Source organism: Pseudaquabacterium pictum, from assembly GCF_005403045.1.
Lineage (GTDB): Bacteria > Pseudomonadota > Gammaproteobacteria > Burkholderiales > Burkholderiaceae_C > Pseudaquabacterium > Pseudaquabacterium pictum.
Genome location: NZ_BJCL01000027.1, coordinates 25566 through 38979 on the forward strand (window position 1 = coordinate 25566; position 13414 = coordinate 38979).

At 72.1% G+C, this 13414-nt stretch carries 9 protein-coding genes; 7 read left to right on the plus strand and 2 right to left on the minus strand.

Annotation, left to right across the window (positions count from 1 at the left end):
* Window positions 1–2: 2 nt before the first annotated feature.
* On the minus strand, window positions 3–1826 hold the full coding sequence (atzF, locus tag FFT10_RS26430) for an allophanate hydrolase (protein WP_228027333.1): 1824 nt from the start codon (window positions 1824–1826) through the stop codon (window positions 3–5).
* A 118-nt stretch (window positions 1827–1944) separates the two neighbouring features.
* A complete protein-coding gene (locus FFT10_RS26435; RefSeq protein ID WP_137735886.1) occupies window positions 1945–6210 on the minus strand; it encodes a DEAD/DEAH box helicase in 4266 nt (1421 codons plus the stop codon).
* 236 nt (window positions 6211–6446) lie between these two features.
* Between FFT10_RS26435 and FFT10_RS26440 the strand changes: the two genes are divergently transcribed.
* From FFT10_RS26440 to FFT10_RS26470, 7 genes are all read left to right on the plus strand, one after another.
* On the plus strand, window positions 6447–7409 hold the full coding sequence (locus FFT10_RS26440) for a LysR family transcriptional regulator (RefSeq protein ID WP_137735887.1): 963 nt from the start codon (window positions 6447–6449) through the stop codon (window positions 7407–7409).
* The gene (gene leuC / locus FFT10_RS26445) at window positions 7406–8833 is read left to right on the plus strand and encodes a 3-isopropylmalate dehydratase large subunit (RefSeq protein WP_137735888.1); all 1428 of its coding nucleotides are present in this window, start codon (window positions 7406–7408) and stop codon (window positions 8831–8833) included. The genes FFT10_RS26440 and leuC overlap by 4 nt, the downstream gene beginning before the upstream one ends.
* Window positions 8834–8844: 11 nt before the next feature.
* A complete protein-coding gene (locus FFT10_RS26450; protein ID WP_137735889.1) occupies window positions 8845–8967 on the plus strand; it encodes an entericidin A/B family lipoprotein in 123 nt (40 codons plus the stop codon).
* Window positions 8968–8978: 11 nt separating this feature from the next.
* Window positions 8979–9626, plus strand: coding sequence for a 3-isopropylmalate dehydratase small subunit (gene leuD / locus FFT10_RS26455; RefSeq protein ID WP_137735890.1), 648 nt, complete (start codon window positions 8979–8981; stop codon window positions 9624–9626).
* 14 nt (window positions 9627–9640) lie between these two features.
* Complete coding sequence (gene leuB / locus FFT10_RS26460) at window positions 9641–10741, plus strand: 3-isopropylmalate dehydrogenase (protein WP_137735891.1); 1101 nt, start codon at window positions 9641–9643, stop codon at window positions 10739–10741.
* A gap of 86 nt (window positions 10742–10827) precedes the next feature.
* Complete coding sequence (gene asd, locus FFT10_RS26465) at window positions 10828–11955, plus strand: aspartate-semialdehyde dehydrogenase (protein WP_137735892.1); 1128 nt, start codon at window positions 10828–10830, stop codon at window positions 11953–11955.
* A gap of 92 nt (window positions 11956–12047) precedes the next feature.
* Window positions 12048–13414 (plus strand): type IV pilus assembly protein FimV (locus FFT10_RS26470; protein WP_162520937.1); only part of this gene is annotated, 1367 nt, incomplete at its 3' end.

The following is a 13414-nucleotide window of genomic DNA, read 5'->3' on the forward strand; positions in this document are numbered from 1 at the left end:
CGTCAGGAGGCGGCCAGGTGGGCACGCCAGCCGCCGGTGTGGCTGATGTCGCGCGCGCCTTCCAGCGCCGCGGGCTCGCACAGGAAGCCATGCACGGCGCTGCCGTCGGCCAGGGTCAGCGTGCCCAGACCCAGCGGTTGCGGGATCAGTGCCAGGAAGCTGCCGACCTGGTCGACCGGCATGTCCCAGACTTCCAGCGCGATGGCATGGCCGCCGGGGCCGCAGCGCAGCAGACCGGGCTTGCGCGGCTGGGTGCCGGGCAATTCATAGAGCCTGTAGAGCGGCGCGGTCTGCGCCGCACCCCGCAGCGTGGCGCCGCGTTCGGTGAGCTGCCAGTTCAGCGGCAGGCCGCTCAGGTGCGCACCCACGACGGCCAGCGGCAGCGTGCGTCGGCTGGCCGGCCAGGCGGCGGGCGGCGGTGGCGCCGACCAGACCCGGCCGGTGGCGCCCAGCACCTGGCTGCACTGCGCCTGCCAGCGCTGGCCCAGGCCGGCCAGGGCGGCGTCATGCCCGCCCGGCGCGATGAACGTCACGCCGAAGGGCAGGCCGCTGGCGGTGGTGCAGGCCGGCAGCGCCAGCGCGCACCAGCCCAGCAGGTTGACGAAGTTGGTGTAATTGCCCAGCAGGGCATTGGCACCCACCGGATCGGCGCGCAGGTCGTCGAAGCTGGGGTGGCGCGGCGCGGTGGGCACCAGCAGCACGTCCACCTGGGCCCACAGGTGGACAGCCTGGGCCTGGTGGTGGCGCAGCGTGTACTGGGCGCGGAAGGTGTCGGCCGCGCTGAAGCCGCGCGCCGCACCGATCACCGTGGCCACCGTGGGGTCCAGTGCGTCGGGTGTCTCGTCGAGCAGCCGCTGCACCACCGCATAGCGCTCGGCCACCCAGGGCCCGCTGTACAGCAGCCGCGCCACCTGGTGCAGCGGCTCGACGTCGAGTTCGACCACATCGGCGCCCAGCGCGCGCAGCTGCTGCAGGGCCAAGGCCCAGGCCGCCGGGTAGCCCTGGTCGGCATCCAGCACCGGCGCGCGCGGCACGCCCACCCGCAGCCGCCCCGGCAGGGCGGCCGGGCCGGGGCGGAAATCGCTGTAGTCGTCGGCGGCATCGGGGCCTTCGATCTGCGCCAGCACGGTGGCCGCGTCGTCGACCGTCAGCGCGAACACCGACACGCAGTCCAGGCTGCGGCAGGCTGGCAGCACGCCGGCGGTGCTGACCCGCCCTGGCGTGGGCTTCAGCCCTACCAGGTGGTTGAAGCCGGCCGGCACCCGGCCCGAGCCGGCGGTGTCGGTGCCCAGGGCGAAGGCCACGTCACCCCGCGCCACCGCCACCGCCGACCCCGAGCTGGAGCCGCCGCTGACGCGATCGGCCGCCCAGGTGGAGGCCGGCGCGCCGTAGGGCGAGCGGGTGCCCACCAGGCCGGTGGCGAACTGGTCGAGGTTGGTCTTGCCCAGCAGCACCGCACCGGCATCGAGCAGCTTCTGCACCACGGTGGCGCTGGCTTCGGCCGGGCGCGCCCAGGCGGGGCAGGCGGCGGTGGTGTCCAGGCCGGCGACGTCGATGTTGTCCTTCACCGCGAAGGGCACGCCGAACAGCGGGAACCTGGCCAGCAGCGCTGCACGGTCGGGGGTGGCGGCGGCCAGGGCGTCCAGTTCCTGCAGGCGGGCGTCCAGCATCGCCGGGCTGCAGCGGAGGATCCAGGCATGCGGCGCCGTGTCCGGGCCGTGGATGCGCGCCAGCCGGGCCTGCAACAGCGGCCGCCAGGCCGCGCCATCGCGCACGGCCTGCTGCCAATCGGCGATGGTGAGGAGCTGGGATTCCGCAGGCTGCATGTCGGTGCACTGGCTTGTATACCTGAACGTGTGCATGCATTTGGCGTGCCAGCCTGCGGGGCTGGCACGGCCGCCTGGCGCTGCCTGCGGCGGTCTCGGGTGGGCGCCCGGCCCGGGCTCAGTCGCGCAGCAGCGCCAGCATCTGCGCCGCATCCATCAACGTGCCGGCGGTGTCGCCGTCAGCGCCGGCCAGCACGCCGTCGGCCAGTGCGCGCTTGTGGTGGTGCAGCTGCACGATGCGGTCCTCGATCGAGCCCTGCGTCACCAGCCGGTAGACGGTGACCGGCCGCTGCTGGCCGATGCGGTGGGCGCGGCCGCTGGCCTGGTCTTCGGCGGCGGGGTTCCACCAGGGGTCGGCGATGATCACGTAGTCGGCCATGGTCAGGTTCAGGCCGAAGCCGCCGGCCTTCAGGCTGATCAGGAAGAAATCCCCCTCGCCGCCCTGGAAGGCCGCCACCCGCTGGGTGCGCTGCGCTGCCGGCGTGCTGCCGTCCAGGTACTGGTAGCGCAGGCCGGCGGCGTCCAGCCGGTCGCGCAGCAGCGCCAGGAAGTCGGTGAACTGGCTGAACACCAGCGCCTTGTGGCGGCCGGCCACCAGCTCCTGCGCCAGGCGCTCGAACTCCTGCACCTTGGCGCCGACCAGGCCCAGCTCGGGCGCCACCAGGCGCGGGTCGCAGGCGGCGCGGCGCAGCTTGGTCAGCGCCGCCAGGATGTGCATCTGCGCCTGGCCCGGCGCGCCGCCTTCCAGCGCCTGGGCCACGCTGGCCTCGGCCTGCTGGCGCAGGGCCTCCAGCAGCGCACGTTCCTTGGTGCCGGGCACCACCTCGTGCACGATCTCGGTGCGCGGCGGCAGGTCGGCCAGCACCTCGGCCTTGGTGCGGCGCAACAGGAATGGCGCCACCAGCCGGCGCAAACGGCGGCTGGCCGCCGCATCGCCATCGCGCTCGATCGGGCCGGCAAAGCGGGTGTTGAACTGCTCGGCACTGCCCAGCAGGCCCGGGTTCGCAAAGGCCATGATGGCCCACAGCTCGCCCAGCCGGTTCTCCACCGGCGTGCCGGTCAGCGCCAGCTTGAAGTCGGCCGCCAGCGCCTGGGCGGCACGGGCGCGGCGGGTGCCGGCGTTCTTGATCGCCTGCGCCTCGTCCAGCACCGCGGTGTGCCAGGGCCGGCCGGTCAGGATGTCGCCATCGAGCTGCAGCAGGCCGTAGCTGCACACCAGCACCTGGCCCGGGCCCAGGGCCTGCACCTGCTTGCGGCGGGCGGCCTGGCGGGCGCTGTCGGCCGGCGCGTCGCCGTCGGCTGGCGGGTTGTCGCTGTCATCGTCGGGTTCGGCCACCAGCGCCGTGTCGCCATACATCTCCACCTGCAGGCCGGGCGCGAAGCGCGCCGCCTCGGCCAGCCAGTTGCCGCAGACCGACGTGGGCGCCACCACCAGCGCCGGCCCGCCGGCGCTGCGCGCCAGCAGCAGGGCCAGGGTCTGCAGCGTCTTGCCCAGGCCCATGTCGTCGGCCAGCACCGCGCCGAAGCCGCTGGCCGCCAGCCGCATCAGCCACAGCCAGCCGCTGGCCTGGTAGTCGCGCAGCTCGGCGGCCAGGCCGGCGGGCACGGGATAGGTCTGCGCCTGGGCGGCGGCCCAGGCCTCGCAGCGGCGTTGCCAAGCGGTGTCGCCGTCCAGGGCCGGCGCGCCGGCCTGGGCGCTCCAGGCCAGCGCGGCCAGCGCGGCCACGCGTTGCTGCTCGCCCTGCGGCGTGCTGATCGCCCGCAGGTCGGCCAGCTGCTGGCGCAGGGTGTCGCCCAGGGCCAGGAAGTCGCCGTCGCCCAGCGCCACGTAGCGGCGCTTGCCCTGGGCCACCAGTTCCAGCAGCTGCTTCAGGCGCAGCACCTCGCCGCCGTCCAGCGCCAGGCTGCCGTCCAGCTGCAGCCAGTCGCCCTGGCTCTTGACCTGCAGCGTCAGCTGCGGCGCGGCCACGCTGCGCACCCGCATCGGCTTGCCCTTGGGCCATTCGCTGACGATGGTCTCGCCCAGGCCGGCCAGGGCTTCCACCACCGCCAGCGCCTGCTCGGGATCGTCCAGCGTCCAGGCATGGGCGCCGTCGTCCAGCCAGTCCACCGCATTCACCAGCGCCCGCAGGTGGGCGCGCTCGGTGGCCAGGTCGCGCTTGGTCGACAGGGTGATGCCCTGGTGCACCGTGGTCACCCGCTCGCGGCCCAGGCCGGGCGCCTGGCGCGGGCCGAAGTCGCCGAAGGGCGCGGCCACCAGCCGCAGTGCCAGGCCGTCGCCCTGCGGCGTCAGCTCGGCGCGCAGCACCGCACTGGCCGGCACCTCGTGGCCGGCCTCGGCATCGCTGGCCAGCTGGAAGTGGGTGCCCAGCACCCGCAGGGCCGATTCCAGCTCGGCGCGCGCGGCCACCGGCACCTGCCAGCCCTGGCTGACCAGCTCGGCCACCCGCAGCTGCGCCGGCGTCACCCGCACCAGGCGGGCCTGCTCGGGGCCGTCGCGCAGCAGCAGCACCTCGGGCTTGCCGGCCTCGCCGCTGCGGCGGCTGCGGGTCCAGGTGTCGTCGTCGTCCTCATCGTCGTCGGGCGCGTCGGCCGGGGCCACGTCGTCGGGGCGGATCGGGTCCAGCACCTTGAACTGCAGGTGGTCGCCGCGGGTCAGCACCTCCAGCTGCGGCAGGCCTTCGGTCACCTCCACCAGCTGCAGCGGCGCGTCGGCCCAGGCCACCTGCGGATGGCGCACCAGGGCCTGCACCGCCTGGGCCTTGTCCAGCGTGAGGCGGCCGCCGTAGGGCAGCTTCTTCACCGCGCGCAGCACGGCGGCATCGTGCGCCGGCAGGTCGGTGCGCTTGGCCAGCGCGGCCAGCGAGGCGGGCTTGGGCTTGCCCAGGCCGCGGGCGCCGGCCTTCTGCTCGAGCGGCTCGATGCGGCGCACGCGGCCATGGGCATCGGTCAGCACCGTCCAGATCAGCCGGTCGGCCAGGGCATCGGGCCCCGGCGCCGCCACGCCGCCGCCCACCGGGCCGAGTGCCACGATGGCGTTCAGCGCCTCGCGCCAGCGGTCGGTGGGCGCGCCGACCGGAAACGGCTGGGCCGCATCCGCCGGCGCCGGCGGCTGGCCCAGCAGCAGGGCGGCGCTGCGGCGCGTCAGCATCGCCAGCCAGGGCAGGCCGGCGTGCTCGAACCCCTGCGACAGCGCGCGCGATTCGGCCTCGAAGGGCGCCAGCTGCGGCGGCTGGTGGCCCAGCCAGGCGCCCAGCAGCCAGTGGCTGAGCTGCTGCAGCCCGTGCATGCGGCCGGTGCTGATGCCGTTGAGCAGCAGCCGCCGCGGGTTGCGCGGCGCGTCGCCCAGGCGCTGGTCGATGGCCTCTTGCCACACGCCCCAGAAGCTGTAGGCATCGGCGTCGCGCTTGCCGGCCTCGCCGGCGGCGAACTTGCGCGCCTTGGTCCAGGCCGCCGGGTCGGGCTGGGCGATCAGCCCCAGCAGGTAGACCCAGCTGGTGGGCTCGGCAAACAGCTGCTTGCGCCGGCCGCTGAGGGTGGCCGCCTCCTTCCAGGCCAGCTCGAAGGCGCGCACGCCGCTGGCCTGGTGGCCGGCGGCGATGTCGACCGCGGCGCGCAGCGCCTGGGCTTCGGGGAGATCGAGCCCGCGCAGCACCCGCAGGCAGGCATCACGCTGGCCGGCCAGCAGCAGGCGCTCGGCCAGGCGCAGGCGGTGGCCGTCGTGCAGCACGCCGGCATCGGGCGTGGCCTCGGCCAGCAGCCAGTCCCACAGCGGGCGGGTCACGCCTTCGGCATCGCCGCCCAGGTGGCGCAGCAGCGTGCCCAGCAGGCGGTGGCGCAGCTCCACATCCAGCGCGTTCCACAGCCCGGCGTCGAACGGGTCCAGCAGCGCTGCAGCCAGCAGCGCCGGATGCTCGGGCGAGGCCTGGCGGCTGAGCTGGCACAGCCGCTCGAAGGCCTGCGGCGTGCCGCCGGCCAGCACCACCACCCGGATCGCGCCGACCATGGCCTCGGGCGCAAACAGCTCCAGATGCCAGCTGTGGTCGAAGCGGTACAGCCGCCGCCAGCTGGCCCACCAGGCGCTGCGCGCGCGGTCGTCGCGCAACAGGGCCAGGAAACGCGGCCAACCCCGCTCCCGCGGCGCGAACCAGGGGCCCTGCGGCAGCGTGGCAGCCAGGCCGGCGGCCTGCAGCTCGCCCAGCAGCTTGCGCAGCTCCGGCCCGTGGAAGTGGGTGCCGCGGGCGGTGGAATGGTCGCCCAGGAACTCGGCCAGCCGGGTGATGTTCAGCGGCGCCTGCAGGAAGCACAGCGCGTCGAACACCGTCTGCGCATCGGGCGAGAGGGCGGGCAGGCCGGCAGTGGCGTCGTCGGGCAGATCGGGCATGGTTGGCCGGCAGTGTAGGAGGGTGCTGCCGCCGCCGATTGCGCTAGACTTCGCTTGGCGCGAAGGCTCGGTTCACATCTTCCGTGCAAGCGGTGGGCAGCCTTCGCGCATCATCGGTGCGTGGCACCTGCCGGCCCCTGGCCCCACCCGGGCCGACCCCAACGCCCCCGCCCACGCTCACCGGTGTGAGGCGGCGGCGCTGCCGGCCGGTGCCACACCCCGCCGATCGACCGGCCATGCGCTTCGACCTGATCACCCTCAACCTCGTGCTGGCCATCGCCGACACCCGCAGCATCACCCGCGGCGCCGCGCACGAGCACCTGGCGCTGGCGGCGGCCAGCAAGCGCCTGTCCGATCTGGAAAGCCGCCTGGGCGTGGCGCTGTTCGAGCGCCGCGCCCGCGGTGTCGACCTGACCGAGGCCGGCCGCGCGCTGGTGCGCCACATCCGCTCGCTCAATGCCAGCCTGCATGCGCTGGAGAGCGAGGTGGTGGAGTTCTCGCGCGGCATCAAGGGCCATTTGCGCATTGCCGCCAATGCCAGCGCCATCACCGAATGCCTGCCGGCCGACCTGGCCGCCTTCAGCCAGGCCCACCCGGGCATCCGCATCAGCCTGGAAGACCTGACCAGCGCCGAGGTGCAGGCGGCCGTGGCCGAAGGCCGCGCCGATGTCGGCATCTTCGTGCCGCCGCAGCACGACGGCCGGCTGAGCAGCCGCCACTACCGCGATGGTGAGCTGGCGGTGCTGGTGCCGCGCGACCATGTGCTGGCGCGGCGATCCGGCGTGCCGTTCGACGCGCTGCTGGATTTCGACATCGTCGGCCTGCACCTGGGCGCCGCGGTGCATGAGCAGATGCGCGAGCGCGCCCAGGCCCTGGGCCGCACCCTGAACGTGCGGCTGCAGGTGCGCGGCTTCGACGCCATCGCCCAGCTGGTGGAAGCCGGCCTGGGCGTGGCGGTGCTGCCGGCGGTGGTGGCCCAGCGCTTTGCCCGCATCTTCGCGGTGCAGCCGCTGGCCTTGCAGGAAGACTGGGCGAAGCGCCCCTACCTGCTGGCGGTGCGCACCCAGGAGGTGCTGCCGGCGGTGGTGCAGCGCTTCGTTGAATCCCTCTGCCCGCCGCCCGCTTCCAGCAACCCCGCCGACACCCCCGCGCCGGCCGCCGCCGCGCCACAATCACACCCCCGCCCGAGGACGCCATGACCGCTGCACGCACGCTCTATGACAAGCTCTGGGACGACCATGTCGTCCACACCGAGGACGACGGCACCGCCACCCTCTACATCGACCGCCACCTGGTGCATGAGGTGACCAGCCCGCAGGCCTTCGAGGGCCTGCGCCTGGCCGGCCGCAAGGTGTGGCGCGTCAGCTCCATCGTGGCCACCGCCGACCACAACACCCCCACCACCGGCTGGGAGCGCGGCTATGACGGCATCACCGACCCCACCAGCAAGCAGCAGGTGGTGACGCTGGACGCCAACATCGCCGCCTTCGGCGCTGCGGCCTACTTCCCCTTCCTGGACAAGCGCCAGGGCATCGTGCACGTCATCGGCCCGGAGCAGGGCGCCACCCTGCCGGGCATGACGGTGGTATGCGGCGACAGCCACACCAGCACCCATGGCGCCTTCGGCGCGCTGGCCCACGGCATCGGCACCAGCGAGGTCGAGCATGTGCTGGCCACCCAGACCCTGCTGGCCAAGAAGGCGAAGAACATGCTGGTGAAGGTGGAAGGCACCCTCACCAAGGGGCTGACTGCCAAGGACATCGTGCTGGCCATCATCGGCAGGATCGGCACCGCTGGCGGCACCGGCTACACCATCGAGTTCGGCGGCAGCGCCATCCGCGCGCTCAGCATGGAAGGCCGCATGACGGTGTGCAACATGGCCATCGAGGCCGGCGCCCGCGCCGGCCTGGTGGGTGTGGACGAAACCACCATCAACTACGTCAAGGGCCGGCCCTTCGCGCCCAAGGGCGTGGAGTTCGACCACGCCGCGGCGCTGTGGCGCACGCTGCGCAGCGACGAGGGCGCGCACTTCGACGCCGTCGTCGAGATCGACGCCAGCGCCCTGAAGCCGCAAGTCACCTGGGGCACCAGCCCGGAGATGGTGCTGTCCATCGACGACCGCGTGCCCGATCCTGACAAGGAGAAGGACGACGTCAAGCGTGGCGCCATCGAGCGGGCCCTGGTCTACATGGGCCTGGAGCCGAACAAGCCGATCGCCGACATCCGCATCGACAAGGTCTTCATCGGCAGCTGCACCAACAGCCGCATCGAGGACATGCGCGAGGCCGCCGCGGTGGTGCGCCGCATCGGCGGCCGGGTGGCGTCCAACGTCAAGCTGGCGATGGTGGTGCCCGGCTCGGGCCTGGTGAAGGCGCAAGCCGAGGCCGAGGGCCTGCACGAGGTGTTCAAGGCCGCCGGCTTCGAGTGGCGCGAGCCCGGCTGCAGCATGTGCCTGGCGATGAACGCCGACCGGCTGGAACCCGGTGAACGCTGCGCCAGCACCAGCAACCGCAACTTCGAAGGCCGGCAGGGCAACGGCGGCCGCACCCACCTGGTCAGCCCGGCCATGGCCGCCGCCGCGGCCTTGAACGGCCACTTCGTCGACATCCGCCGCATCGCCTGAAGGAGACCGCCATGACCCGCATCGTCATCGCCATCGCCGCCGTGCTGGCCCTGAGCGCCTGCAACACCATCAAGGGTGTCGGCCAGGACATCAAGAAGGCCGGTGAGACCATCGAAGGCGCCGCCAGGAAGTAACGAGGATCACCATGCAAGCATTCACCGTGCACCAGGGCCTGGTGGCCCCGATGGACCGCGCCAACGTCGACACCGACGCCATCATCCCGAAGCAGTTCCTGAAGTCGATCGCCCGCTCGGGCTTCGGCCCCAACCTGTTCGACGAATGGCGCTACCTGGACAAGGGCGAGCCCGGCCAGGACCCGGCCAGCCGCCGGCCCAACCCCGACTTCGTGCTGAACCAGCCGCGCTATGCCGGCGCCAGCGTGCTGCTGGCGCGCAGCAACTTCGGCTGCGGCTCCAGCCGCGAGCACGCGCCCTGGGCGCTGGACCAGTACGGCTTCCGCGCCATCATCGCACCCAGCTACGCCGACATCTTCTTCAACAACTGCTTCAAGAACGGCCTGCTGCCCATCGTGCTGCCCGAGGCCGCGGTGTCCCGCCTGTTCGACGCGGTGGCGGCCTTCCCCGGCTACCGCCTGACCATCGACCTGCCGCGCCAGGTGGTGGTGCAGCCCGACGGTGCCGAGATCCCGTTCGAGGTGCAGGCCTTCCGCAAATACTGCCTGGTCAACGGCTTCGACGACATCGGCTTGACGCTGCGGCATGCCGACAAGATCAAGGCGTTTGAAGCCGAGCGCATCGCCCGCATGCCCTGGCTGGCCCACAAAGAACTCTGAACCCGAGGAACCCCATGAAGATCGCGATCCTGCCCGGCGACGGCATCGGCACCGAGATCATGGCCGAGGCCGTCAAGGTCCTGGCCGTGCTCGATTTGAAGTTCGAGACCGAGACCGCCCTGGTCGGCGGCGCCGCCTACGAGGCCCATGGCCATCCGCTGCCCGAGGGCACGCTGAACCTGGCGAAGGCCGCCGATGCGGTGCTGTTCGGCGCCGTGGGCGACTGGAAGTACGACAAGCTCGAGCGCCAGTTCCGGCCGGAGCAGGCCATCCTGGGGCTGCGCAAGCACCTGGGCCTGTTCGCCAACTTCCGTCCGGCGATCTGCTACGAGCAACTGACCCATGCCTCGTCGCTCAAGCCGGAACTGGTGGCGGGCCTCGACATCCTGATCATCCGCGAACTCACCGGCGACATCTACTTCGGTCAGCCCCGCGGCCGCCGGGTGGCGATCGACGGCCATTTCCCCGGTGCCGAGGAAGCCTTCGACACCATGCGCTACAGCAAGCCCGAGATCGAGCGCATCGCCCACGTGGCCTTCCAGGCCGCACGCCGCCGCAACAAGAAGGTGACCTCGGTCGACAAGGCCAACGTGCTGGAGACCTTCCAGTTCTGGAAGGACGTGGTCACCGAGGTGCATGCCCAGTACCCCGATGTGGCGCTGGAGCACATGTACGTGGACAACGCGGCGATGCAACTGGTCAAGGCGCCCAAGGCCTTCGACGTGGTGGTCACCGGCAACATGTTCGGCGACATCCTGAGCGACGAGGCGGCGATGCTGACCGGCTCGATCGGCATGCTGCCCAGCGCATCGTTGGACAAATCCAACAAAGGCCTGTACGAACCCAGCCACGGCAGCGCACCCGACATCGCGGGCAAGGGCGTGGCCAATCCGCTGGCTACAATCCTGTCCGCTGCCATGATGCTCCGCTACACCCTCAACCAGCCCGAAGCTGCCGACCGCATCGAATCTGCGGTCAAGGCGGTGCTGTCCGCCGGTCTGCGCACCGGCGACATCTGGTCCGAGGGAACGCAGCGGGTGGGCACGCGCGCGATGGGCGATGCCGTCGTCGCCGCGCTGTCCGGCAAAACCATCACCACCATTACCAAGGGCTAGTCAGCTCCGGATCGTCTCGCCCCTTTGGACCCCGGCGACACGAGCCGGGGAACCTGGGGTCCGGATCTGTACTGAAAGGCTTTGACATGGCACTCGTAGGATTGGTCGGCTGGCGCGGCATGGTCGGCTCGGTGTTGATGGACCGCATGCAGGCCGAAGGTGACTTCGCCCTGATCGAACCGGTGTTCTTCTCGACGTCCGACGCTGGCGGCAAGGCGCCGGCGATGGCGAAGAACGAGACGACGCTGAAGAGCGCGTACGACATCGACGCGCTCAAGCGCTGCGACATCGTCATCACCTGCCAGGGTGGCGACTACACCACCGAGGTGTTTCCCAAGCTGCGCGCTGCTGGCTGGACCGGTCACTGGATCGACGCCGCCAGCACCCTGCGCATGGACCCGAGCGCGGTCATCATCCTCGACCCGGTGAACATGCCGGTGATCAAGCAAGCGCTGACCAAGGGTGGCAAGAACTGGATCGGCGGCAACTGCACCGTCAGCTGCATGCTGATGGGCGTGGGCGCGCTGTACAAGGCCGGCCTGGTCGAGTGGATGAGCACCCAGACCTACCAGGCGGCCTCGGGCGGCGGCGCGCAGCACATGCGCGAGCTGCTGACCCAGTACGGCACGCTCAACGCCTCGGTCAAGGCCCTGCTCGACGACCCCAAGAGCGCCATTCTGGAGATCGACCGCCAGGTGGCGGCCACCCAGCGCGGCCTGTCGGCCGAGCAGACCGCCAACTTCGGCGTGCCGCTGGGCGGCTCGTTGATCCCCTGGATCGACAAGGATCTGGGCAACGGCGTGTCGAAGGAAGAATGGAAGGGCATGGCCGAGACCAACAAGATCCTCGGCCAGGGTGAAGGCTTCGGCTCGGCCGCGGTGCCGGTCGATGGCTTCTGCGTGCGCGTGGGCGCGATGCGCTGCCACAGCCAGGCACTCACCTTCAAGCTGAAGAAGGACGTGCCGCTGGCCGACATCGAGGCCATGATCGCCGCCGACAACGCCTGGGTGAAGCTGGTGCCCAACACCCGCGAGGCCACCATCCGCGACCTGACGCCGGTGGCCGTGACCGGCACGATGACCATCCCCGTGGGCCGTGTGCGCAAGCTGGCCATGGGCCCCGAGTACCTGGGCGCCTTCACCATCGGCGACCAGCTGCTCTGGGGCGCTGCCGAGCCGCTGCGTCGCATGCTGCGCATCCTGATCGACGCCTGAGTGCTGCGGGCGGCTGGCGCCGGTTGGCACATGGCAACATACGGCTTTGGCCGGCTGCAAGCCGCCGGCTGCGGGTCTGTTGTGGAGACGCCTTGAAAAACCGCCCCTACCTTGCCGGCCGCACTGCGCTGGCCCTGGCTGCCCTGGCAGCCCTTGGCGCTGCGCCGATCGATGTCCAGGCCGTGGGGCTGGGCCGGTTGAATGTGCAATCGGCCCTGGGCGAGGGGATGCGGGCCGAGATCGACATCACCAGCCTGAGCCCGGAAGAGGCCGCCACGCTGCAGGTGCGGTTGGCGTCCCCCGAGGCCTACCGCGCGGCGGGTGTCGACTACAACGCCGTGCTGTCGGGCGCCAGTGCCACCGTGGCGCGCCGCGCCGACGGCCGCGCCTATGTGCGGGTCACCAGCGACCGGGCGGTGCAGGAGCCGTTCGTCGAGGTCATCGTCGAGCTGAATTCGTCGTCCGGCCGCATGGTGCGCGAGTTCACCCTGTTGTTTGATCCCCCGGGCAGCCGCAACGCACCGCCGGTGCAGGCCACTGCGCCGGTGGCGCCGGTGATGGGCGCTGCGCCCACCACCCTGCCGGCACCCGCCCCGGCCCTGCCGCCAGCCACGCCGCTCGCGCAGGCCCGCCCGGCGCCGGCGCCGCGGCCGGCACCGGCTTCGGCGCCCCTGCCGCAGGCGCCGATGCAGGCCGCCAGCCCGGCACCAGCGCCCATGGCTGCCGCGCCGGTCCCGCCACGGCCGCGGCCGGCACCCCGCCCGGCCGACGCCGCCCCGGCACCCGCCGCACCGGCCAAGGGCCTGCCACCGGCCGTGGCATCCACCAGCAACAAGCGTTACCAGGTGCGTCCGGGCGACACGCTGTACCGCGTGGCCGGCCGCAATCCGGCAGAGGGCGTCTCGCTGGACCAGATGCTGGTCGGCCTGTACCGCGCCAACCCCGATGCCTTCATCGACAGCAATGTCAACCGGCTGCGTGCCGGCTCGGTGCTGACGGTGCCCGCGGCCGACGAGGTGCGCGACGTGACCTCGGGCGATGCCAAGCGCCTGCTGTCTGCGCAAAGCGCCGATTTCAGCGCCTACCGGGCGCGGCTGGCCCAGGCCGCGCCGCAAGCCCAGGCGCCCGAAGCCGGCCGCGCCACCCAGGGCAAGGTGCAGGCCGCGGTGGACGACCGCAAGCAGTCGGCCGCGCCGTCGCCCGACAAGCTCAAGCTCAGTGATCCGGCGATCAAGGCGTCCGCCCCGGCCGCCGGCCCAGCCCAAGGCAAGGACGAGGCCACCCGCGTGGCCGAGCTGACACGCAACGTCGAAGAGCTGAAGAAGCTGCAGCAGGGCACGGCTGCGGTGCAGGCCGACCAGCATCTGGTCCAGCGAGACGCCCTCTGCCGGATTGCGGCCGGCCACGCGGTACAGCGTGTCGCCCGGACGCACCTGGTAACGCTTGTTGCTGGTGGATG

Excerpts from the sequence above, each read along its gene's own strand:
- atzF (WP_228027333.1), bottom strand. The coding sequence starts at position 1,826 with ATGCAGCCTGCGGAATCCCAGCTCCTCACCATCGCCGATTGGCAGCAG.
- FFT10_RS26435 (WP_137735886.1), bottom strand. The coding sequence starts at position 6,210 with ATGCCCGATCTGCCCGACGACGCCACTGCCGGCCTGCCCGCCCTCTCG.
- FFT10_RS26440 (WP_137735887.1), top strand. The coding sequence starts at position 6,447 with ATGCGCTTCGACCTGATCACCCTCAACCTCGTGCTGGCCATCGCCGAC.
- leuC (WP_137735888.1), top strand. The coding sequence starts at position 7,406 with ATGACCGCTGCACGCACGCTCTATGACAAGCTCTGGGACGACCATGTC.
- FFT10_RS26450 (WP_137735889.1), top strand. The coding sequence starts at position 8,845 with ATGACCCGCATCGTCATCGCCATCGCCGCCGTGCTGGCCCTGAGCGCC.
- leuD (WP_137735890.1), top strand. The coding sequence starts at position 8,979 with ATGCAAGCATTCACCGTGCACCAGGGCCTGGTGGCCCCGATGGACCGC.
- leuB (WP_137735891.1), top strand. The coding sequence starts at position 9,641 with ATGAAGATCGCGATCCTGCCCGGCGACGGCATCGGCACCGAGATCATG.
- asd (WP_137735892.1), top strand. The coding sequence starts at position 10,828 with ATGGCACTCGTAGGATTGGTCGGCTGGCGCGGCATGGTCGGCTCGGTG.